The 21911-nt window shown below is 39.8% G+C and carries 20 protein-coding genes; 9 read left to right on the forward strand and 11 right to left on the reverse strand.

What is annotated here, in order from left to right; genetic code table 11:
* Positions 1 to 20 precede the first annotated feature (20 nt).
* The 6 genes from MHI11_RS20085 to MHI11_RS20110 all read right to left on the reverse strand — a co-directional run bounded on the left by MHI11_RS20085 (position 21) and on the right by MHI11_RS20110 (position 6329).
* Positions 21 to 971, reverse strand: a complete 951-nt coding sequence (locus tag MHI11_RS20085) for an ABC transporter permease subunit (RefSeq protein WP_340962203.1) — start codon at positions 969 to 971, stop codon at positions 21 to 23.
* The gene (locus MHI11_RS20090; RefSeq protein ID WP_080772921.1) at positions 968 to 1897 is read right to left on the reverse strand and encodes an ABC transporter ATP-binding protein; all 930 of its coding nucleotides are present in this window, start codon (positions 1895 to 1897) and stop codon (positions 968 to 970) included. The genes MHI11_RS20085 and MHI11_RS20090 overlap by 4 nt, the downstream gene beginning before the upstream one ends.
* 327 nt (positions 1898 to 2224) lie before the next feature.
* Positions 2225 to 2563 (reverse strand): zinc ribbon domain-containing protein YjdM, encoded by a 339-nt coding sequence (locus tag MHI11_RS20095; RefSeq protein WP_106065925.1) that lies wholly within the window; start codon positions 2561 to 2563, stop codon positions 2225 to 2227.
* A 93-nt stretch (positions 2564 to 2656) separates the two neighbouring features.
* Positions 2657 to 3796 carry a glycerate kinase gene (locus MHI11_RS20100; RefSeq protein ID WP_340962205.1) on the reverse strand — a complete coding sequence of 380 codons (1140 nt, stop codon included), beginning with the start codon at positions 3794 to 3796 and terminating at the stop codon, positions 2657 to 2659.
* Positions 3797 to 3827: 31 nt separating this feature from the next.
* Positions 3828 to 5099 (reverse strand): GntP family permease, encoded by a 1272-nt coding sequence (locus MHI11_RS20105; RefSeq protein WP_340962206.1) that lies wholly within the window; start codon positions 5097 to 5099, stop codon positions 3828 to 3830.
* Positions 5100 to 5216: 117 nt separating this feature from the next.
* On the reverse strand, positions 5217 to 6329 hold the full coding sequence (locus tag MHI11_RS20110; protein WP_340962207.1) for a CdaR family transcriptional regulator: 1113 nt from the start codon (positions 6327 to 6329) through the stop codon (positions 5217 to 5219).
* Between the two features lie 161 nt (positions 6330 to 6490).
* Between MHI11_RS20110 and MHI11_RS20115 the strand changes: the two genes are divergently transcribed.
* From MHI11_RS20115 to MHI11_RS20135, 5 genes are all read left to right on the forward strand, one after another.
* The gene (locus MHI11_RS20115; protein ID WP_003215358.1) at positions 6491 to 7141 is read left to right on the forward strand and encodes a TetR/AcrR family transcriptional regulator; all 651 of its coding nucleotides are present in this window, start codon (positions 6491 to 6493) and stop codon (positions 7139 to 7141) included.
* Between the two features lie 69 nt (positions 7142 to 7210).
* On the forward strand, positions 7211 to 8464 hold the full coding sequence (locus MHI11_RS20120) for an MFS transporter (RefSeq protein ID WP_340962208.1): 1254 nt from the start codon (positions 7211 to 7213) through the stop codon (positions 8462 to 8464).
* Positions 8461 to 10788: an ABC transporter permease gene (locus tag MHI11_RS20125; protein ID WP_340962209.1), complete on the forward strand. Its 2328-nt coding sequence runs from the start codon at positions 8461 to 8463 to the stop codon at positions 10786 to 10788. The genes MHI11_RS20120 and MHI11_RS20125 overlap by 4 nt, the downstream gene beginning before the upstream one ends.
* 13 nt (positions 10789 to 10801) lie before the next feature.
* On the forward strand, positions 10802 to 11566 hold the full coding sequence (locus MHI11_RS20130; protein ID WP_044139118.1) for an ABC transporter ATP-binding protein: 765 nt from the start codon (positions 10802 to 10804) through the stop codon (positions 11564 to 11566).
* 641 nt (positions 11567 to 12207) lie between these two features.
* Complete coding sequence (locus tag MHI11_RS20135) at positions 12208 to 13386, forward strand: Rap family tetratricopeptide repeat protein (protein ID WP_044139115.1); 1179 nt, start codon at positions 12208 to 12210, stop codon at positions 13384 to 13386.
* 100 nt (positions 13387 to 13486) lie between these two features.
* Here the strand turns inward: MHI11_RS20135 and MHI11_RS20140 are convergent, their stop codons facing one another.
* From MHI11_RS20140 to MHI11_RS20155, 4 genes are all read right to left on the reverse strand, one after another.
* Positions 13487 to 14335 (reverse strand): PRD domain-containing protein, encoded by an 849-nt coding sequence (locus MHI11_RS20140; protein WP_340962210.1) that lies wholly within the window; start codon positions 14333 to 14335, stop codon positions 13487 to 13489.
* 30 nt (positions 14336 to 14365) lie between these two features.
* On the reverse strand, positions 14366 to 15832 hold the full coding sequence (locus tag MHI11_RS20145; protein WP_340962211.1) for a glycoside hydrolase family 1 protein: 1467 nt from the start codon (positions 15830 to 15832) through the stop codon (positions 14366 to 14368).
* Between the two features lie 4 nt (positions 15833 to 15836).
* Positions 15837 to 17696: a beta-glucoside-specific PTS transporter subunit IIABC gene (locus MHI11_RS20150; protein ID WP_340962212.1), complete on the reverse strand. Its 1860-nt coding sequence runs from the start codon at positions 17694 to 17696 to the stop codon at positions 15837 to 15839.
* A gap of 348 nt (positions 17697 to 18044) precedes the next feature.
* The gene (locus MHI11_RS20155; RefSeq protein WP_340962213.1) at positions 18045 to 18947 is read right to left on the reverse strand and encodes a hypothetical protein; all 903 of its coding nucleotides are present in this window, start codon (positions 18945 to 18947) and stop codon (positions 18045 to 18047) included.
* Positions 18948 to 19144: 197 nt separating this feature from the next.
* Here MHI11_RS20155 and MHI11_RS20160 point away from each other — a divergent pair, with 197 nt between their 5' ends.
* Together MHI11_RS20160 and MHI11_RS20165 are read left to right on the forward strand one after the other, a co-directional pair.
* A complete protein-coding gene (locus MHI11_RS20160; protein WP_106029401.1) occupies positions 19145 to 19696 on the forward strand; it encodes a PadR family transcriptional regulator in 552 nt (183 codons plus the stop codon).
* A gap of 4 nt (positions 19697 to 19700) precedes the next feature.
* Entirely contained in the window at positions 19701 to 20183 is a 483-nt protein-coding gene (locus MHI11_RS20165; RefSeq protein ID WP_340962214.1) for a DUF4188 domain-containing protein, read from the forward strand.
* Between the two features lie 11 nt (positions 20184 to 20194).
* On the opposite strand, the gene MHI11_RS20170 is transcribed toward MHI11_RS20165, so the two are convergent.
* On the reverse strand, positions 20195 to 20818 hold the full coding sequence (locus MHI11_RS20170) for an NUDIX hydrolase (protein ID WP_137054133.1): 624 nt from the start codon (positions 20816 to 20818) through the stop codon (positions 20195 to 20197).
* A gap of 170 nt (positions 20819 to 20988) precedes the next feature.
* On the opposite strand from MHI11_RS20170, the gene MHI11_RS20175 reads away from it, so the two are divergent.
* Entirely contained in the window at positions 20989 to 21195 is a 207-nt protein-coding gene (locus MHI11_RS20175; RefSeq protein ID WP_003215336.1) for a helix-turn-helix transcriptional regulator, read from the forward strand.
* The gene (locus MHI11_RS20180) at positions 21192 to 21872 is read left to right on the forward strand and encodes a DUF3169 family protein (RefSeq protein ID WP_340962215.1); all 681 of its coding nucleotides are present in this window, start codon (positions 21192 to 21194) and stop codon (positions 21870 to 21872) included. The genes MHI11_RS20175 and MHI11_RS20180 overlap by 4 nt, the downstream gene beginning before the upstream one ends.
* Positions 21873 to 21911 lie beyond the last annotated feature (39 nt).

Here is a 21911-nt window from a genome sequence, read left to right on the forward strand (position 1 = left end):
AAACCTCCTAAAAATTTAAATTAACCTGTTTTTACTTCTCGCTTTTGAAAGACAATTAAAGCAATCGCCAAGAAGATAGCCCAATAGATGACAAGAACTATTAATGAGAATCCTAGAGACATACCTTCGATAAGAGTAACCTGTTCCATAAAGTATTGGGATGGATCGTTTGCAAATAACAAATATTTTGACCAATCAAAGAAGAGCATTAAAATACCTGTAACTGACCCACCCACAATATAAGCTAACACACTAATGGCAATGGAGATAGCTTCACTTCTAAATACTGTAGAAATGGCGAACGAAAGGGTACCCAAAACGACAAACATTGCACAATGAGCAAGATAATAATAGACCATATTTGCAAACTGCGAACGTTCAATCACTTCACCATTGTGATACACCAAATTCACATAATCAGTGTTAAGTCCAAAGAAAATAGCACCCAATATGAAGGACAAGATAAATAGCACCATAACAAGTAAAAGAGCATACAGCTGTACTGTAATATATTTAGATATTAGGATCTTTAGCCTTGATGGTGGACGAATCAATAATAATTTTATTGTACCATGCTTGTATTCAGCCGACACAATAGTGGAAGCAATAATGATCACAAACACACCTACTAGCTGAAGTAAATTGGCGTTTGTTTTCACATAATCCCATACACTGTGGCTAAACTGATCAGCTGGCGGCAAGTTATGCTTGATTCGATAATCATTGATAGCGATCTCTTTTTCAAGGTTTCTTTTAAAGAAACCATTTTCTGTCTCTTTGAGCTCTTTCTTGTTCTCCGTATTCATCATTTCTAGCTGGGTTTGCCAATCACCTGAAGCTTGATCTTTGTCATTTGTTTTCACTACAAAGATCAGCGTGGCGATCATACCTAAAACAAGAAGTCCAACCATAATCCAAGTTCCAACACGATAACTGATCTTCATCCACTCGTTTTGAATGAGGCGTATCATACGTCTGCCTCCTTTTTACCTGTTAAGCTTAAGAACTTATCTTCTAAGGTTTGTTTTTCTATTTTGATTTCGTACAAATGAATGGACGCGCCGCTCAAATGACGAATCAATTCCGGCATTTTCTCTTCTGCCAAGGAGAAGAATAAATACTGCTCCTCTTCTCTTACAGTCGTGCCTTCCTCAAATATACCAATGAGCTTCTGCGCTTCTTCCAGCTCACCAGATGCGACCTTCATTCGATAATTGACCAATTCGTCTTGATTCGTCTCTGCACGCTGATCCTCAATCGCAATCAGCTTACCTTTTTGGATAATCGCAAAACGATCACACATCAATTCCATTTCTGACATGAGGTGACTTGAAACAATGACAGCTAGCCCTTCTTCCTTTGCAAGCCTTCTCAAGTAATCTCGTATCATGCGAATTCCCTCTGGATCAAGTCCATTGGTCGGCTCATCTAATATCAGCAGTTTCGGTCTATGTATAAGTGCTTGCGCAATACCTAAACGCTGCTTCATTCCTAATGAAAACGTTCGAACACGCTTATGTTTCACGTGCTGTAAGCTGACTAGTTCTAGCAGCTCATCAATTCGCCCTTCATCCACTTTCCCATTCATTCTGGCAAAGTGAACAAGATTTTGTCTGGCTGTTAAGTGATTATACATTTCTGGGTTTTCAATAATGGCACCAACATCTTGGATAGCATGCTGATATGAGGATTGAATACTATGACCATTAATCAGAATGTCACCAGATGTAATAGGAGAAAGACCGACCATCATACGAATGGTTGTCGTTTTCCCTGCGCCATTTGGTCCTAAGAAGCCAAAGACTTCGCCCGCTTGCACAGAAAAGCTCAAGTCTTGAACGATCTTTTTCCCGTGAATATGCCTAGATACATTATGCAGTTCTAAAACGTTCGTCACGTTACCTCTCCTTCTTTGTCTAAGTATCATCTATCATCTATTTCCTGATAAACACCATGATCCGTTAAAAATAAAAGAACACTTCCATATGGTACAGCAATGCCCAAAAGTTGTGAAGGGGATGAGCCAAAATTTAGTGAATCATCTGCCTTTTTTAAGGTAGGGTTAAGAAAACAACAATTTTTTATGTGAAAAGAGGCTTGATTTTTTAAAAATGAACCTTTTTTCAACAGGTATATATGTATTGAATTTTGTTTAAGATTATTCCTTTCACCTATAAATGAAGAAATGAAAAAGAGGCCTCTTACTGACAGCCTCCTTTCATTATTATACCTTTTTCACAAACTCTGATTTTAACTTCATTGCACCAAAGCTAGGAATTTTACAATCAATGTTATGATCGCCTTCCACTAAACGAATGCCTTTGACCTTCGTCCCTATTTTTAAGACAGAAGAAGAACCTTTTACTTTTAAATCTTTAATGACAGAGACCGTATCCCCATCACTTAATAGATTTCCATTCGCATCTTTGACCACAAGCTGCTCCTCTGCGGCTTGTTCTTGTTCAAGTGACCATTCATGCGCACATTCAGGACAAATGAGCAGACTGCCATCCTCATAAGTATACGTTGAACTGCATGAAGGACAATTTGGTAGATTAGACATTTGTGTTTCCTCCAACTTTCTATTTCATTTCATACAATTTTACCACATTTCTTATAGAAAGAATGTGATAGAAAAGGAAACATTTTTCATCGTTTACTTATTTATTCCAATTGATATAGCAGCCGCAATATTTCGAGCTGTTCTCTCTACATGAATAGCCCCATCTCTCATCGCCTCAGAAAGAGAAGTTACACCTGGAACGATACTAAAAAGGGCATCAATGCCATGCTTATGTACGACAGCACTGTCTTTTGAGAGGGAGCCCGCGATAGCAATCACAGGCAGATGATACTGCTTTGCTGCTTTGGCTACACCGATTGGGGTTTTTCCATAAATGGTCTGCTGGTCAATTCGACCTTCCCCAGTAATGACTAGGTCTGCCTCCTTGATGACATCATCAAACTGAACAGCTTTCAGCACAATATCAATTCCTCGCTGCAAATCGGCGTGTAAAAAGCCTAATAAACTCGCACCAAGTCCTCCTGCCGCTCCTGCCCCCGCTGCATCTTCAAAGGATACATTAAACTGCTTTTCTGCTATGTGAGCTAAATGAGCTAAATTCTTGTCTAACACTTGAACCATTTCTTCATTTGCACCTTTTTGAGGACCAAATATAGCAGACGCTCCTCTCTCACCCGTTAAAGGATTATCCACATCACAGGCTGCCTCCAGCCGAACGGATTGCAGTCTTGGGTCAAGTCCAGATAGATCAATAGAAGCTAATTGATGAAGGGTTCCACCGCCTGGCGACAGCTCCTGTCCTGCTTGATCAAGAAAAGCCGCACCTAATCCTTGCATCATCCCAACGCCGCCATCATTTGTTGCACTTCCGCCAAGCCCAATGATGACATGCTTCGCTCCTTGATCTAGTGCCGCAAGCATTAATTCCCCAGTTCCTCTGGATGTCGTGAGTAACGGATTGCGTTTTTCTTGCGGAACAAGGTGTAACCCAGAGGCTGCGGCCATCTCTATAACGGCCGTCTCACCGTCTCCTAACATGCCAAAAAAGGCATCGACAGGGTCACCAAGCGGGCCTGTGACTACTTGATTGATCATGTACCCGCCGGTCGCATCAACTAGTGATTGAACAGTTCCCTCTCCTCCATCTGCCATGGGAAGTTTAATATATTCAGCGTCTGGCAAAATCGCATGAAATCCTCGTTCGATGGCACATGCTACCTCATATGCAGATAAACTTTCTTTAAATGAATCTGGTGCAATCACAATTTTCATCCTAAAGCCCCTCGTTTCTTATCAAATGTCATCAGCCAAACAACTGAAAAATGCCGAAAATAATGGTCGATACGACAGTTAATGTCAAACCAATTAACGATTCAAAAGGCATGAGTTTCAACCGCTCTTTGATGTCCATTTGAACACTTCCTGCTGTTGCATGAAAAAAGCTCCCATGCGGCATATGATCAAGCACAGTTGCACCAGCATGAATCATGGCTGCTCCTGAAAGAGCCGATACACCAAGCCCAATGAGTGTACCGCTAAATACGCCACTCGCTACCGCCGTTCCTGCTGTTGTCGAAGCAGTGGCGGCTGACATAAAAATCCCTGAAGCTGGTGCAAGTAAATACGGAGGTAATCCCGAAGCATCGAGTGCTTGGATCAACACATCTTTTAAGGAAGAATTCGATACAATTCCTGCTAGTGTGCCTGTCCCTAATAACATAATTGCTACACCCGACATTTTATGAAGCCCCGACATCGCATAATCATTGAGAAACCTCCCTTTTTTCATGAAAAGAGCGCCTATAATGCCTCCGATCGGTAAGGCGATCATTGGGTCTATATTGATTTGAAAAAGCGGTCTTAAAGCCAACAATAAAATGGTGACAAGTGGACCGACCACCGCTGGTAAAAAGGCAGGTACTTGAAACTGGCTTTGATTAACTTCTTCTTCAAGTACAGGCGCTCCTTTCTTAGCAAGCTTTTTGGCTAACACGTATGTGACAGCTAAGCCAAATATAGCCGGAATGATACCTGCTGCCATCATTGAAGTAAGCGGTACACCAAACGCATCAGAAGCGGCAATGGCATTCGGATTCGGTGACATGATATTCCCTGCTTTCCCTCCTCCAATCATAGCAAGTAGAATTCCCGTTTTTGACAGCTTTGCCCGTTTGGCAATGGCAAGTGCAATAGGTGCCACTGTGATAACGGCTACATCTACAAAAACACCCACTGTTGTTAAAATCATGGTTGCCAGTGCAAGTGCTAATAACGCCCTCGCCTCTCCAAGCTTCTTCACGATCGCCTCGGCGATAGATAAAGCTGCACCCGACTCAATTAAAACGCCAGCCAGTACACCTGCCGCCATAATTCTGAGGACAGCTGGAATCATATCCTTAGCGCCTTCCATCATGACGTTAACAGTCTGAACAATATCTACACCGCCTACCAAGCCGCCTATGAAAGCACCTGCCAGCATGCCATATGCAGGTGATACTTTTTTTAGAATAAGAACAATCGCAACCACAAGTGCCGTCACGGCCCCTAGTGTACTTACTGTCACATCTCCACTCATCCTCGATCCCCCCAAAATGTCTTTCTTTAATTGTAAGCGATTACTAATGGGGATCAGGTTGTGACTCTAGATGAATTTTTTTAATTTATCTCTTCAATTCATTGTGCATATGCACAATCAAGATAGTTGACTCATCAACTGCACCATATAAAGCTCCATCAACTGTTTCACATGACGGGGATCTTTTCCGGTCAAAGCTTGTATTTTATCTAAACGATATCGCAATGTATTCCGGTGAATAAATAACCGATCAACAATTCTTTGTAAATCACCGCCCTCTTCAATGTAAATTCTTAATGTGTGGACAAGCTCAGCTTCTTGTGTTAATGGCTTGTAAAAGTCAGTCCATCTCCTGTTTTCTTCAGCAGCTCCTGCTGTCACGAATAAGCTTTCCAGCTGATAAGATTCAAAAAAATAAATACTTTCCTCAGGATCAAGAGCCTTCCCCAACCTCAAGGAATCTCTTGCGTGCTCAAAGGACAATGACAGCTGGCTTATGTCGTCGGCGACAGTCCCTATCCCCACCAGCACCTGGCCTCCTACTGCTTTTTCCATTGTTCTTTGCAGCTGCCCAACCACATGCTTTAAAAAATGATCAGAAATCGGCTGCCTTAAAAGAACCAATTCATGACGAAAGGTCATGCCAAGCAAATCATCCGCATTCTTATCGTATTGAATCGCATGCATCATTTTATGCACAGCGTCTTCTGAGGATGGAACTGGCTGAAAAACGATGGCCATTCGACGCTTATCTAAATCCATTCCCAGCCATGCAGCTCGGTTCTTTAGCTGATGATCACCAACGTCCGAATCAGAAATTAACTGATTAACAATTTCACTCTCTATTCGCTGCCGCCACTGAACTCGTTCAAGCAGAAAAGACTGCTCTAACACCAGCTCAGCTGCCATTTTCACCAGCTCGGCATGATGCCGAATATCCTCTGGCTCACCAGTAATGCCAATCACACCAACTACTTGTTCACGAAAGCAAATGGGCAAATTGATTCCTGGTCTCACTCCTTCTAAGTGCAAGGACGCCTCGTGGTCAATTTCCATACTGTTCCCGCTTGTTAGCACAAGTCGTGCACCATCATGTTTCTGACCAATCCTGTTTCGTTCACCAGAACCAATGATGATACCATCCGCATTCATCACATTGATATTTTTATCTAAAATACGCATCGTACGTTCAACCATTTCTTGTGCCAATTCAGTGGTTAAAAATTGCATGAGGCATCTCTCCTGAAGGTATTTTCATTCAATGTATCATAGTGTCATTGCACAATAAATGCAAAGTGTTTAAAACTGGGGCATTGACAAAGGTACATTGAAAAGTGTTTAATCAAATCAAGAGACCGACCGACAGTCTAGTCAAAAGAAAGGATGGCTTTATGAGAACCGTTAAACATCCTGAAGAACGTAAAAATGACATCTTAAACGCAGCCGAAGAGCTTTTTTCTACCAAAGGCTATCAGCAAACAACGATTATCGACATTCTGAAAGCTGTTGGCATTGCAAAAGGCACTTTTTATTATTACTTTTCATCCAAAGAAGAAGTAATGGATGCCATTATTGACAGGATCATCAAAGCAGATATCATCGTGGCAAAACGTATCGCAGCTGAGCCGGACCTTCCAGTCGTCGACAAACTATTTCGTATTATCATGGCACAATCACCGCAGCAAGGAAGTAATAAACAGGGCATGATTGAACAATTTCATCAGCCTTCTAATGCGGAGATGCACCAAAAAAGCTTAATCAAAGCGATTAAAGAACTATCACCCGTTTTAGCTGATGTCATTCAGCAAGGGGTGGGAGAAGGGACATTCAAAACAAAGTACCCGCAAGAAACGGTGGAATTCCTTCTTGCTTCTGCACAGGTCATATTTGATGAGGGCCTTTTTCAATGGACAGCCGAAGAGAGTATGCAGCGCGCGCTAGCTTTTATCGATATCCTCGAATCCTCATTACATGCAGAAAAGGGGAGCTTCTCCTTTCTTCTGAAACGTTTAACTGGAGAACTTGATGAACATAATCAGTGATTGGTCACTTCAATACCAATCCTGCATACATTATAGACTGACGGTCGGTCTAAAAGGAGAGTGATACCCATGTCTTTATTATCCAAAAGAGGATCATCCCACTTTATTTACCTCGTGCTCGGACAGATTATTTCTGTTTTTGGGTCTTCCTTAATTCGGTTTGTTCTATCTTTACACGTGCTGGATATGACTCAGCGTGTTGACTTATATGCCTTACTGTTCGCTTTATCCAATGTACCGCTCCTTCTTTCCCCCTTAGCAGGCGCAATCGCTGACCGGTTTAACAGAAGGAACTTAATGATTTTATTTGATGTTCTCACCGGCATCATGATTCTGGCTTTTTATTTTTGGTTATTCTCAGGCAATGATTCACTCTTTATGATCGGAGCGGTCATGGTGCTTCTTGGTGTGATGAGTACGTTCTATGCTCCCGCTGTGATGTCCAGCATTCCACAGTTAGTAAAACAGGAACAATTAGAACAAGCAAACGGGATCGTCAATGGCGTGCAGGCACTTTCAGGTGTTCTCGCTCCTATTATCGGCGGGGTTCTGTACGGACTGATTGGAAGTCAATCCATTATAGGTGCCAGTGCCATCGTGTTTTTTCTATCAGCATGCATGCTTTTACGATTAAACATATCCTTCTCACCTAGCCCGCTTACAGAAACTATGGGCAAAGTGCTCGTAAAAGATATGAAACAGGGATTTTCCTATATTGGCAGTCAGCCATTTTTAAAAAGAGCCATGTTGCTTGCTGCAATGTTAAATTTCATCCTCACGCCATTTTTTATCGTAGGTGGTCCAATCATTTTAAGGGTCACAATGAAAAGTAGTGACATCATGTATGGTGTAGGCATGGGCTTGATTGAGTTCGCTGTCATCGCAGGAGCTCTGCTAGTTGGACTTGTAGCAAAGCATTGGCGCATCCCTACTTTATATCGCTGGCTGATCGTCATCGCGATCATCTTGCTACCTGTCGCATTCTCTACATCCAACACAGCTCTTCAATTTGGCACTTATCCAGCTTATTTTCTCTTTCTAGCAGGATGTCTTCCGATTGCTATGCTTCTTACAATGATCTCAATCATTGTGATTTCACATGTTCAAAAGAAAACGCCAAATAGTCAATTAGGAAAAGTGATGGCAAATCTGACAATGGTTTCTCAATGTGCTGCCCCGCTTGGTCAAATGATGTATGGGTTCTTGTTCAATACGTTTTCAGCAAACATGTATGTGACAGTATTAATAGTCAGTACTTTCATGTTTGTCCTTGCCTACTTAACAAAAAATATGCTTCAACATGAAGGAGAATCAGCCTCATGAGACTGACGTTTATAAAGAAGGACTTAACCCGCCACCGTCTCATTTCCATCGGTTTAACCATATGCATTATGATGACATCATTTCTAGCAACAAGCGCCGCTCAAATGACAGTACAACTGAATGGTTCCATTTCTAATCTGCTCCATTCAGCCAAGGCACCAGACTTTGTCCAAATGCATGACGGCAGCCTAAAGGAAAAAGATATTGAGGCATTTTCAAGCAAGCAGTCCATGGTAAAAGCACATCAAATCGTCCCAATGATTCCAATTGAACATGCAAATATCAAGTTCGGAAACGAACCCGCCAAAGCAGGTGTGATGGATCATTTATTTGTAAAACAAAATCGTTATTTTGATTTTCTTTTAAATGAACAAAATGAAAAGCTCACTGTCAGTAAAGGTGAAGTAGCTGTCCCTATCTATTTTCAACAAAAGTATCATCTCAAAATAGGAGAAACGTTACTGATTGGAAAAGGGTCTAATCAATTCTCTTTCCGCATCAAAGCATTCTTGCGAGATGCACAAATGAACCCCAGTCTTGTTAGTTCGAAAAGATTCCTTCTTCATCACAAGGATTGGGACGCAATGAATCAAGTGTTTCATAAAAAGGAATATTTAATTGAATTTTTATTGCATGATGCCGCGCAGGCAGATGCCTTTCAAGCAATCTACCAGTCATCACAGCTTCCACAACAAGGTCCTGCTGTCACATTACCTTTGCTGCGTATGCTGAACGCATTGACAGATGGAATGGTGATCGCCATTCTGCTGCTTGCTTGCATGCTGCTCATCGGTATAGCCCTTCTCTCTCTCCACCTTGCTATGACGGCTTCTATAGAAGAGGACGAACGTGAAATTGGAATATTGAAGGTACTTGGGATTCCTTTAACAAAAATCAAGCAATTATACGTTGGAAAGTATGCCTTGCTTGCTGGTATAGGGTGTATAGCAGGATATGGGTTAACGTTTATATTTGGTGATATGTTTACAGCCAATATTCAGCGATACATGGGGAATCAGCCTTCTTTCACTTCTTGGTTCATCCCGCTTTGTGTTTCTATTGTGATGGCAATGATCATCATTTCTTTCAGCTATACTGTCCTAAGAAAGTTTGGTCGAGTATCAGCTGCTCAAGCACTTCAAGGCAGCGTCATTTCAACGAATGATAAAAAACAAATACCCTTGCATCTCAAGAAAAACAGGTTCATATCAGTCAATATTTGGCTTGGTTTAAAAGATCTGTTATCACGAAAGAAGTTGTACACAACGATTACTTGTATTATGGCCCTTTGTACATTTTTGATGCTGCTGCCTATTCAGCTATGGTACACCTTACAATCTCCGGATTTCATCACATATCTTGGCTCTGGTCAAAGTGACCTTCGAATTGATATACGACAAGGAAATCATCTAAAGGAAAATACTAATAAAATAGAATCAATGATTCGTGATGATGGAGACATTCAAGCATCAGCCATATATGAAACAACTTCTCTTCAGGCAAAATCAAAGGAGAATTCATTAGAAACACTCTATTTAGAAGCAGGTAATCTCTCAGCATTTCCTCTCACCTATTTACAAGGGAGACAGCCTTTAAAGAAGAAAGAAATTGCCTTATCAGTGCTCAGCTCAGATTCACTCCAGAAAAAGGTTGGAGAAAAAATTACTCTCGTAACAAACGGGCAGGAAATTCAAAAAACTGTGACTGGCATTTATCAGGATGTCACCAACGGCGGGAAAACAGCAAAAGCAATATCACAGCCATTTCCTCAAACAGCTCTTTGGAAAACCATTCAAATCCAACTAAACCAAGGAGTAGAAATTGCTGAGAAAAAGACAGTATTTGAAAAAGAGATATCTCCTGCAAAAGTAACAGATATGAAAGAATACGTTCATCAAACAATCGGCAGCACAGCATCTTTAGTAAAAGTCGTTGCATTTTTGTCTACATTAGCTGCTTTTGGAACCGCCAGTTTGATGTTATTCATGTTTCTGCACATGTTAAAAGCAAAAGATTCAAGCCGAAACCATTTATTACGAACGATTGGATTTTCTAAAAAAGATGTAACAGTACAATATATCACAAGTTTTATCGTCGTTATCTTTTTGGGCACATTTATTGGCACGATCGCTGTCCACTCGATTGGACCAGCTTTAATGAGTGTAGGTGGAGCATCCTTAGGGGCATCAAGCCTCCAGTGGCTGGCACCACAATGGGTGTCAGTTGTGTACCCAATCACACTATTGATTGTCAGCTTAGCTTTAACTGCTTCGTTATTGAAGACGTTTTTTACTAGTCAAACTACACGTCATACACTTTCATAAGGAGATGTTTCACATGGAACACTTGATTGAAACAAAGCGATTGTCTTTGCAAATTGATTCTTTAAAAGGACAGAAACAAATCATTCTTAAAGATATCCATTTATCGATAAATCCTGGGGAATTTGTGACCATTATGGGACCTTCCGGATGCGGGAAAACCTCCTTGCTTTATCAGCTTAGCGGGATAGAATCAGCCTCAACAGGAGAGATCAAATATAAAGGCAGTTTATTATCAGAAATGACAGATAAACAGTTAACTGCTCTGCGTTTAACAGATATGGGATTTGTCTTTCAACACAGCCACTTACTAAAAAATCTTAATCTATTTGATAACATCATTGTTGCAGCTTACTTAACAAAGAAAAAGCCAAGAAAAGAAGTGAATGAGCGAGCTAGATATTTAATGGAGAAGCTTGATATTGATCATTTAGCAGATAGATATTTGTCAGAAGTATCAGGAGGTCAGCTTCAAAGAGCCTCTATCTGTCGAGCGCTTATGAATGAACCAGACATTCTTTTCGCTGATGAACCAACAGGTGCTCTTAACTCCAATGCAACGAAGGAAGTGATGAATATATTTTCGAAAATCCATTCTGAAGGAGCGACACTACTGCTCGTCACACATGACCCAAAGGTTGCTCTTCGTTCTGAAAGAATCATGTTTATGAATGACGGAGAAATAACGGCTAGCTTACATTTAGGGAGATATGATGATGAGTCAACTGCCGAGAAACGGGAGACCAGATTAAATCAATGGCTTCAAGATTTAGGGTTTTAAGTTGGAATAAAACAGGCAGCCTTTCTGCCTGTTTTACTTTTCCTGGCACTCAAATGAATAATCCATAGACAAACTATTAGTCTCTAGTATGATTTTGCCGCCTACTTGTTGACAAGATTCTGTCAGCAATTCGATTTCTTTGCTATAAAAGTATCTCTTTGACATATACAGAGTCACTAAAACAAGTAACAGCGTCGCCATAATCACTGTGATTTGCCAATTTGAGATTTTAAATCTTTTTTTCATATCAACATCCTTTCCAACAGACTAATTTTTGTCTGCTTCTATCCGTGTCTATTCCAAATTTGGTCTAGCATCATCATAACTGATTTTCTTTAATAGATCGACCTTCCAACTTACCCACCGATTAACTAAAATCTCTTTATTTGTAATATACCAGTGATATTTTTGATCATAATCATAAAACCCATTGTATATATTCCTTTTTTAGACGATTAAAAAAAGATTTTAATCATTTGTAAAAACATTCAATCACCATTACAATTTCGTACATCACATGACCATAGGTCCTTTTTATTACCTCTTGGCAATCACCTCACAGAAATGATTATATTCTTCCAAAAATTGTGATATCGTTTTTTAGTGAAACAGGTGAAAGGATCTTAAAGAGGTGAAATTTCATGGCTATCATTTCTGCTGAACAGGTGGGGAACCGTTTAAATGATTGGCGAATTGCGATTCGCAAACATGATGTACAAAGTGCTAACGCAATGTACACAGAATTAAAGCAATTGCTTCAAGAAATGGAAGAGAATCAGGAGGTATTGACTTATTATTCATTGCTAGAAGGCAAGTATAAACTCATGATATATGAACGAAGAGGTAAAAAACTGAATGAACAGACAGAGCTAGATTGCCCCTCTAAAACAAACGACTTAATTGAATACTATTTTTACCTATACAAAGCCCTTTACGCTTCATATAACAGAGACTATGCATCAGCCATTGGACTGTTTAAAATTGCCGAGAAAAAACTGCAAAACATTCCGGATGAAATAGAAGTAGCTGAATTCCATACGAAAATCGCAAACTTATATATGCTACTTCGTCAAAGCCTAATTTCTCTTCACTATATTCAGAATGCTATAGATATTTTCAAAAGTCATGAAGGATATGAAAGAAGACTAGCGACAGCCATTGTCATCGCCGCTGCTAATTATATGGATATTGGCGACTTCACAAGAGCAGAAAACTACTACAAAAAAGCATTACACATCGCTGACAATCTAAATGATCATTTTCTAACTTCACAACTTTTTCATAATATCAGTATTCTGTATGCCGAAGCTGGAGAATCGAAAAAATGTATCGATGCCCTAGAAAAGGCTCTAAGTGATGAACACTACCTCTCATCGTGCTATTTCCATCACACCATGTTTATGTTAGTCAAAGAGCTGCTCTCTATTGATGAAAGAACACAAGCTCTCTATTACTTCGAATTGGTCAACCAAAAACACGAATCAGAGAAATGCCCCATCTATACAGCAAAAATGAATTTGCTTTACCATCTATATTTTACTGAGGATATGTCTCAAAAAGCTCAAGCCTGTTTCGAGGAAATCAGCATTCTAAAAGAATTAAAGGATGCTGAAGGTGCCTGTGAATTAAGTGCATTAGCTGCAAAACACTTTGAAGATTTAGGTGCCATTCATCAAGCCTATCTCTTTTTGAAGGAAGCCTATCACATGAACCATCCTATATTTGAATGGAGGAATTCTAATGAAAAAAATGAGTTTATTGATCCTCGCTTTAACCATCGTTGTTTTCGGACAAACAGTGTCTTTCAATTCGTTAAATGAGACGAATCCTGGCACAACAGAACGACCTATCGGAACTTAATATAAAAATTGATCACAGCAAAGAACCACTTGCCTGATCACAAGGCAAGTGGTTCCACCATTATTTTAATTGCTGATAAGATATGAGGCGGTGTATATGTACCGCAAGATAAGTAAGCTCATCATTAGGAATGACGATACTATGCACCTGTTTAATATAATCTTTGATTTTAAAAGCAACATCCATCGCCTGAGGATACAAGTGTGCAATTTGTTCAAACAACTCATTTTCTTGATCCGACAGTAATTTATTTGCATAAAACCTCTCTACAAAGAACTTCACATGTGTAATGAACCGACTGTAATGAATATTCTCTTGGTCCATTTTCCTATTCAATGTATAGCGCACAAGATTGACAATGCTCCCGATCATTTTGGCATATTTCATGCTATCTTTTGAATCGGATTCTTCACCTAATGCATTGATTAAGTGAAAGGCGATATTGGCAGCTTCTTCTTTTGGTAATTGTATGCCCAATGTATCATTGACTAACTCAAGAGCGTACTTCCCTACTTCAAATTCTTCAGTATAGTAATTTTTGATTTCCCAGTACACGCGATTCGTAATATTAATATTCTTTTTATGTCGTTCAACAGCAAAATTCAAATGATCCATTAAGGTAAAATAAACACCTGTATTTAGATTTGAATTTAACCGTTTTTCTGCATATTGGACGATGCGCTGAGTTAAATCGATAAACTCTTGAGGCATTGAATCTAACAATTGAAGAAATTCTTTTGCTCTCATGTTATCGACTGACATAAAGACTTGATCCGCATTTTTCTCTTCTATCATTTGACCCGGTTTCTGTCCATAGCCAATCCCACGGCCAAACAAAACCATCTCCTGTTGGTTCTGATCTTCAGCCAGGACCACACTCGAGTTTAAAACTTTTTTGATTTTAAACATCGTCATCACCTGTTTTCATGATTGTGGTGTTCAATCAAGCGATTCACCATTTGTCTCAATGACTTTTTGGTACCAATAAAAAGAGTCTTTTCGAGATCGTTTTAATGTTCCGTTCCCATCATCATCTTGATCTACGTGAATGAAGCCATAGCGTTTTGACATTTGTGATGTACCTGCACTAATAATATCAATTGAGCCCCAGCTCGTATATCCAAAGAGATCGACGCCCTCTTCAATCGCTTCTCTCATCTGACGGAAATGCTCTTTAAAATAGTTAATCCGATAGTCGTCATGGATAGAGCCATCACTTTCAACTTTATCCTTTGCACCCATTCCATTTTCGACAATGATAAGAGGTTTTTGATAGCGATCATACAGTTCGATTAAAGAAATTTTCAGACCAACCGGATCAATTTGCCAGCCCCAGTCAGTTGAAGGCAGATAAGGGTTTTTGACTCCACGAATCGTATTCCCTTCTGTCTGTTCTAACCCTTCTTGGGCGGATTCAGTTAAAGACATATAGTAGCTAAAAGAGATGAAATCGACTGTGTTTTCTTTTAAAATGTTGAGATCTTCTGCTTCCATATGAATATGAATATTTTTTCTCTCAAGCATCCGTGTAATCAGTGGCGGATATTCGCCAAACACCTGAACATCTGCATAGAAATAGTTTTCTAAGTTTTGTTTCAAGGCTTGTTCCACATCATTCGGGTGACACGTATGCGGATACGTTGTCAATTTTGTCAGCATACACCCAACCTGGCTACCTGGGATAATACGATGGCAATCAGCTGTTACAAGAGCAGATGCAACAAATTGATGATGGAGTGCTTGATACACGGTCTCTTCTACTTTACCTTCTGGGCAACGATCAGGAATAATTCCTGCTGTAATGAATGAGTGGCGGTGAATACTATCAATTTCATTAAAGGTCAGCCAATATTTCACATCATGTTGATAACGTTCGAAACAAACATTGGCGAACTTCACAAAGAGATCGACCACTTTTCTTTCCACCCAGCCGTTATATTTCACACTAAGGGCTAAAGGCATTTCATAATGAGAGAGTGTCACAATCGGTTCTATATTGAGTTTTTTCATTTCGGCAAATACACGATCATAAAATTGCAGCCCTTTTTCATTTGGTTCAGCTTCTTCTCCAGTAGGGAAGATCCGACTCCACGCAATAGAAATGCGAAGTGTTTTAAAGCCCATTTCAGCAAATAGAGCCAAATCCTCTTTATAGTGATGATAGAAATCAACACCTCTGCGTTTAGGGTACTTTTTATCATCTGGGTCTTTTATTGCACGGTCTATATTTTCAGAAGTCACAGCAAGATGTCCTTCATAGTCTTCTACACTTAAATTGGAACGATACATTGCAATATCTGCAACTGATGGTCCCTTTCCATCTATATTCCAAGCGCCTTCTGCCTGGTTGGCGGCAATGGCGCCACCCCATAAAAACCCTTTTGGAAAACCTTTAATTGTTGTCATATATTTAGCCTCCTAATTGTGTGACCACCATCAATGTATCTTGACGATTGACCTCTTGTAATGGCTGTACCTTTATATCATATTGATCTGTATTTGTTATGACAGCAAGTGTAACTGGATCATAACCTGCTGCTATGATTTTTTCTACATCAAATTCAATCAGTAAATCTCCTGCTTGAACACGTTCTCCTGCCTGAACTTTTGGATGAAAATACTGTCCTTCCAATTGCACGGTATCAATGCCGATATGGAATAATACTTCAACGCCTTGGTCCGTTTTCATACCAAGTGCATGATTTGTTTCGAACAGCATGGTCACCTCACCATCTACTGGTGCATAAAGCGCTCCTTCTGAAGGGACAATGGCAATTCCGTCTCCCATGACCTTTGAAGAGAAAATATCATCTTTTACTTCAGATAGAGAGATCATTTGACCAATCACAGGACTTTTGAATGTTTCACCTGCTCCAATTTGTTCAGCAAATGCCGCTTGATCATTTGTCTTTTCTTCTACTGTTTTATCCTTACCTAATACAAAAGCAGCGATAAAGGCGACAATAAAGGAAATGACTGCTCCAATGACAGCAAACATTAGATTTCGTGGGAGCTCATCTGATATAAACATCGACATACTTGCTAATCCAGGGCCAACAAGTACAAAGGCTTGTATACCAACTAATCCAATGAAGATCCCGCCAACAAACGAACCAATCATGACACTTCCAAGAACTCGCTTATTTTGAAGTGTCACACCATACAAAGCAGGCTCTGTGATACCAAAAAATGCTGAAATCCCTGCCGAAATGGCTGTTGATCTGAGTACCTTGTCTTTTGTGCGTAGTGCTACAGCGAAACATGCTCCACTTTCCGCAATATTATGCGCAAGTGATGCTGGCAAATAAAGTGCTTCTTTCCCAAGGGTACCCATCGTTGTGACTGCATAAGGGACCATTGCTTTGTGCATACCTGATGCGACCATGAATGGGAGGACTGCTGCTAAAATCGCGACAGCTACCCAGCCTACTGTATTAAACATTGCGAGAATGATAGATGAAAAACCTTGTCCTGCTGTAAAACCAATCGGTCCTAATAGAAGTAATGTAACTGGTACAGTAATGACCAATGACATCATTGGAACAAAGAAAATCCGAATTGGTTTTGGTGAAAATCGTGTGAAGAATTTTTCCATTTGAGCGTAAAGCAATACAGAAAGGATTGCTGGGAACACTTGATACGCATAAGCTATATTTTTCACATCGAATGACAGCAATTGCGCACCTTCAGTAAGCATAGCCGTCATGTTCGGAAGAAGAAGCGCACCGACTGCTGATAATGCGACCAGTGGGTTCACCTTTAGTTTATTCGCCGTCGTTACAGCGACTAGTAAAGGCAGGAAGTAAAGCGGTGCGTCCCCTACCATGTTCAATATTTGATAGGTTTGACCCTTTGCATCCATCCAGCCTAATAGAGAGAAAAGGAGAAGAAATGATTTTAAAATCCCTCCGCCTGCGATAGCTGGAACAAGCGGTTGGAAGACACCTACAATGAAATCTAACAGAACTGTGCCTATTTTTCTTTTTTCTTTTGGCTGATTGGATGGCACGTCTTGTCCAGGCGAGCTGCCGCCCATTAATTTTGTTACCTTTTGATACACTTCAATGACGTCATTCCCAATGACCACTTGGCATTGTCCTGACATTCTGACAGCTATGACACCTGGTGTTTTTTCTAGTGCTGGTACATCTGCTTTTTTCTGATCAATTAGTGTGAAGCGAAGTCTTGTTGAACAGTGCTCAAGGTGCGCAATGTTTTCTTTGCCACCTACATGCTGTAAAACGTCTTTGGCAACCTGTGTGTAATCCATTTTTTCTCCCCCTTTTCTCATACATGAGACCTATATTTTAGCAACAAAAAAAGGACCTAAAACGACAAATTAAAGAAATTCATCGTTTTTAGATCCTGCCTGCATGACCAGTCACATGTCTAATTTATCAATATTGGATTTGATTTTAGTATATATCGATTATATGAAAGCGTCAACATTTATTTTTCTAAAAATTATTAAGGTCCATATACCTAAATTGCTTTTTTTAATTACTTGAAGCAGCCTTTCTCTTTTTTTAATACACCTATTTCCTTTTATCATTAATAAGAACTATTTCCACCATAAAAAAACCAGATAAGTTGACTCACTCATCTGGTTTAACACAGTCTATTTTTTCTTTTCTTCCGCCTGCTTTTTAAATGCTTCAGATTGTTTTTGATATTCCTGTTTCGTGACTGGTTTAAATTCTACAGTGCCGCCTGCTATTTTCAGAGGAAGTTTTATTGATTTTGCACCTCGATTCGTCGAACCTACGATAATACCCGTTTTGTGCTCTTCGATTTGAGGATAGGTACTGATATCAAACATGATTCCATCAGAAACACCACTGGCTTTATGTTTCGTCTCTTTATAAGGTTCACTACCATCCCCTGGAACTGTTCTCATCAGAAAAGACCCTGACCATTCTGACTCAATATGCATGTGCTTTACTTGTAGAAATAGTTGGTATGAATCATCCTCCGCAGTATACAGATAACCGTAAGCGCCTGTTACTTTCTTGATGTAGTCTCTTAAATAATCATAAAATCTATTTTCTGAGTCATCTATTAGTTCATCATATCGATCTTGAATGACTTTTTGATACGCCTTTAGCTTTTTTTGATCAACCGCTTTGTATGTGGTGCTTTTGTTTTCACCTTGTTTTTTCACAGAAAGATCTTTTCCAGCAATATGAACTTCGTATATAGCCGTATCTTTTCCTTGCTTCACTTGAAATTCGTAACCGTTTTCAATTACTTTTCCAGTTAATTGATTTTTATTTTTAAATAGATTAGGATCATAATGCATTTCCGGATTTTCTTCCAGAATGGTTTCATTCAGATGACCTGTTACTTTCCCTTTTCTCTCCGTTACCTTAAACCAATTCACACGATCTTTTGTTTTATACGCAAAGGCGTAGGAGTGATTCAGTGCACTCTTTTTTGCGGTTGCTTGATATGCTATCCAGCCAACTGCACCAATGACTAGTACCGTCAGGACAGCCATGATCCAAATTTTTGATTTGCTCATTTGTCCCCCTCCGCTATCATTATTTTTTTCTCCATCGTCATGTCAATTTATATGAGTGATTCATCTTCCCAATTCACAAAATCTGTTGTCTCTTCACCTCCTTTATAAAATGTATTTTTTAAAATCCTCTTGTATATGCCACTGCACATCGCTTATTATATATCTAATTGATATATCTTTTAGATAGGTGTGCTGATATGAAAAAATACAATGATACGACGTATGCGATTTTAGGTATTTTAACGACAGATTGTAAGTCTGGTTACGAAGTGAAGCAATTAATTGATAAGAGCTTGCATCATTTTTGGAAAATTAGTTATGGACAAATTTATCCAGCTTTAAAGTTAATAGTCGAGGAAGGGCTTGCTGAGGTTTCACCTGCTTCTTCGTCAGGCCGCTCAGACAAGCGGGAATATCATTTGACTGAAAAAGGGCTGGAGACGTTAAGAGAGTGGCTGGCAAAGCCTCTCGATCAGTTACCAACGGAACGAAATGAAGTGTTATTAAAGTTATTCTTCGGTCAATATCTTTCGATTGAGAAAAAGCTGGTACTGCTACAGGATTATGAAAGGCAGCTTCGTATCCGTTATGAGACCTATGTTTCGATTGAAGAAAACATTCAAGAGCTTTATCCAGATGAAGCAGATGCGAAGTATTGGCTGTTTACTTTAGATTACGGAAAAAGAGTGGCTCAAGCAGGAATTGATTGGTGCGTGGAAACATCCCACTTGATGAAGAAGGAAGGGTAAATGAATGAAAAAAGACATACGTGCTGGCAGGTTTACAACAGAGAATTCTGACTCGATTGTTGTGTTTATTATCGGCATGCGGATCAACAAACGCTGGGCGGTTCATCAATGGATGCCTGTGTTCATGTCGATGCCTGGCATGATCAGAGAGCTGTATACCCATCAAGATGAGCTTGGTTTCCTCGGGACAGAGAATTACTTTGGCTTACGTACGACAGCGATGATCCAATATTGGAAATCAACAGATGACCTTCTGGCTTATGCGAAGATGGAAAAACATTTGGCAGCTTGGAAGAACTTTCATCAGAGGGCTCAGAACAATGACGCAGTGGGTATTTATCATGAAACCTATCAAATTCAAGCCGGCTCGTATGGATCTGTCTATGTGAATATGCCTTCTTATGGATTGAGCCAAGCGAGAGCGTCTATTCAAATTGGTAAAGGAAAACAAACAGCGAAAGAACGGCTGAAAACAACAAATTCCTAGAGAGCGAATCTCTAGGAATTTCTTTTTGCAACGGTCACAAAATGTTTTAATATGCGGGCTGTTAATCCCCAAATGGTGTAGTTTTCATAATCATAAAACCATTCCTCTATCGAACGGCTTCCCCAGCGGTACTTCTCACCATTCATGATTTTTTCATAAGGGAAATCCTCAGCAGGAGTTGGCTGAACGGATACATGATGTAGGTACGGCTCATATTGAATTAGCCATGATAGAGGCACGGTAAAGGTCTCTTCTACTTCTTCTTGATTGAAGGAGTGTTTCACTTTTTGTTCATCAATGATCCCGACATATGGGTAGACCACGAAGGATGGAGACGCAATGTAAGGACTAAGCTGTCCAAGAATCTCCACCGATTCTGGCGGAATGCCCAGCTCTTCATGTGTTTCTCGCAATGCAGCTTCCTGTGCTGTTTCGCTGCCGTCGAGTTTGCCACCAGGGAAACTAATATCTCCCGGCTGTTTTCTCATGATGAGCGATCGCACCTCAAATAAAATATGCCATTCTCCGTTTACTTGCACCAAAGGGACAAGGACTGCAGCTTTGAACGCTGTTTCTTCTCCAATAAATAACGGTTGAGATTGATGTAAGTCATTTTTTAATTGGTCAATGAACACGGGCATCACCTATTTTCTGTTTCTCTTTCTTTTAGCGTATCATGGTTCATCTTTTGAAGAAAGATGATCTTTCTGACAATTATTTTTATCAATTTGACAACTTTATTTGTCAAATTGAATAATATGCTTTACAATCAAAGAAAGAATCAGATCAAAATTGAGGTGACAGAATGAAAAATCGATTAAAAGAGCTTCGTGCGCGTGATGGTTTGAACCAAACTGAGCTTGCCAAGCGTGCAAAAGTTTCTCGTCAGACCATCAGCTTAATGGAACGCGATGAATTAATGCCGTCTCTCTTGCTCGCTGTTAAGCTTTCACGAATTTTTCAGGAACCCATTGAACGTATTTTTCTATTCGAGGAGGATGAACTATCATGAAAACTATATACAAAATGCTTTTAGGTGCTCTCCTTGGCTTTCTCGGCGCTTACTGTCTGCTTGCAGCTGAATTTGAGATGACCCTTCTTGATGTTGCATTTGAAGCGACTCTTGTCATCAGCGGCTTGACGATTGTATTGATTGTTTATTGTTTTTCAGGGATTTCACGTATGAAGAAAAGAGTATCACTTTCGGTATCTGGAGATGAAGAGGATGAACTCGAAGTAAAACAGTATCGCACCTTTACTGATTTGACTTTAGCCAATACGGTGAGTACCATTTTGTCCATTATTGCCATCGGTATGGCCATTGTCACCGAACAGCCTATTTGGCTGATTTTCGTCAATGTTGCTTTATTTATCGTCACCATTATCAGTTCTTACGTAGCGATATCCGTTCTAAAGCTTGTCTACCCTAATCGCAATCTCCCAAGCCCGTCTGACAAAGATTATAGTAAAAAGCTGCTCGCTATTTCTGACGAAGGTGAAAAGCATGTGATGCTTGGCGGACTGTTTCACACGTATCAAATGATGAACATCTTATTGACCAGTGCCATGTTTATTCTGATTGTGTATTCCCTTGGAGCCAATCACTCTCAACTCTTCTCAATCATCGTGATTGGACTTGTTTTAATCATTTTGAATGCAAATTATATGTTCAGGATTAGAAATCGTTAAATGAACAAAAGCACAGCCTACTGGAAAGGCTGTGCTTTT

Source organism: Bacillus sp. FSL K6-3312 (genome assembly GCF_038007485.1).
Classification (GTDB): domain Bacteria; phylum Bacillota; class Bacilli; order Bacillales; family Bacillaceae; genus Bacillus; species Bacillus pumilus.

Coding starts and splice junctions, on each gene's coding strand:
- MHI11_RS20105 (WP_340962206.1), bottom strand. CDS start 5,099: ATGAGTGGAGATGTGACAGTAAGTACACTAGGGGCCGTGACGGCACTT.
- MHI11_RS20160 (WP_106029401.1), top strand. CDS start 19,145: ATGAAAAAATACAATGATACGACGTATGCGATTTTAGGTATTTTAACG.
- MHI11_RS20100 (WP_340962205.1), bottom strand. CDS start 3,796: ATGAAAATTGTGATTGCACCAGATTCATTTAAAGAAAGTTTATCTGCA.
- MHI11_RS20120 (WP_340962208.1), top strand. CDS start 7,211: ATGTCTTTATTATCCAAAAGAGGATCATCCCACTTTATTTACCTCGTG.
- MHI11_RS20110 (WP_340962207.1), bottom strand. CDS start 6,329: ATGCAATTTTTAACCACTGAATTGGCACAAGAAATGGTTGAACGTACG.
- MHI11_RS20095 (WP_106065925.1), bottom strand. CDS start 2,563: ATGTCTAATCTACCAAATTGTCCTTCATGCAGTTCAACGTATACTTAT.
- MHI11_RS20165 (WP_340962214.1), top strand. CDS start 19,701: ATGAAAAAAGACATACGTGCTGGCAGGTTTACAACAGAGAATTCTGAC.
- MHI11_RS20135 (WP_044139115.1), top strand. CDS start 12,208: ATGGCTATCATTTCTGCTGAACAGGTGGGGAACCGTTTAAATGATTGG.
- MHI11_RS20125 (WP_340962209.1), top strand. CDS start 8,461: ATGAGACTGACGTTTATAAAGAAGGACTTAACCCGCCACCGTCTCATT.
- MHI11_RS20140 (WP_340962210.1), bottom strand. CDS start 14,335: ATGTTTAAAATCAAAAAAGTTTTAAACTCGAGTGTGGTCCTGGCTGAA.
- MHI11_RS20085 (WP_340962203.1), bottom strand. CDS start 971: ATGATACGCCTCATTCAAAACGAGTGGATGAAGATCAGTTATCGTGTT.
- MHI11_RS20150 (WP_340962212.1), bottom strand. CDS start 17,696: ATGGATTACACACAGGTTGCCAAAGACGTTTTACAGCATGTAGGTGGC.
- MHI11_RS20155 (WP_340962213.1), bottom strand. CDS start 18,947: ATGAGCAAATCAAAAATTTGGATCATGGCTGTCCTGACGGTACTAGTC.
- MHI11_RS20130 (WP_044139118.1), top strand. CDS start 10,802: ATGGAACACTTGATTGAAACAAAGCGATTGTCTTTGCAAATTGATTCT.
- MHI11_RS20180 (WP_340962215.1), top strand. CDS start 21,192: ATGAAAACTATATACAAAATGCTTTTAGGTGCTCTCCTTGGCTTTCTC.
- MHI11_RS20175 (WP_003215336.1), top strand. CDS start 20,989: ATGAAAAATCGATTAAAAGAGCTTCGTGCGCGTGATGGTTTGAACCAA.
- MHI11_RS20145 (WP_340962211.1), bottom strand. CDS start 15,832: ATGACAACAATTAAAGGTTTTCCAAAAGGGTTTTTATGGGGTGGCGCC.
- MHI11_RS20115 (WP_003215358.1), top strand. CDS start 6,491: ATGAGAACCGTTAAACATCCTGAAGAACGTAAAAATGACATCTTAAAC.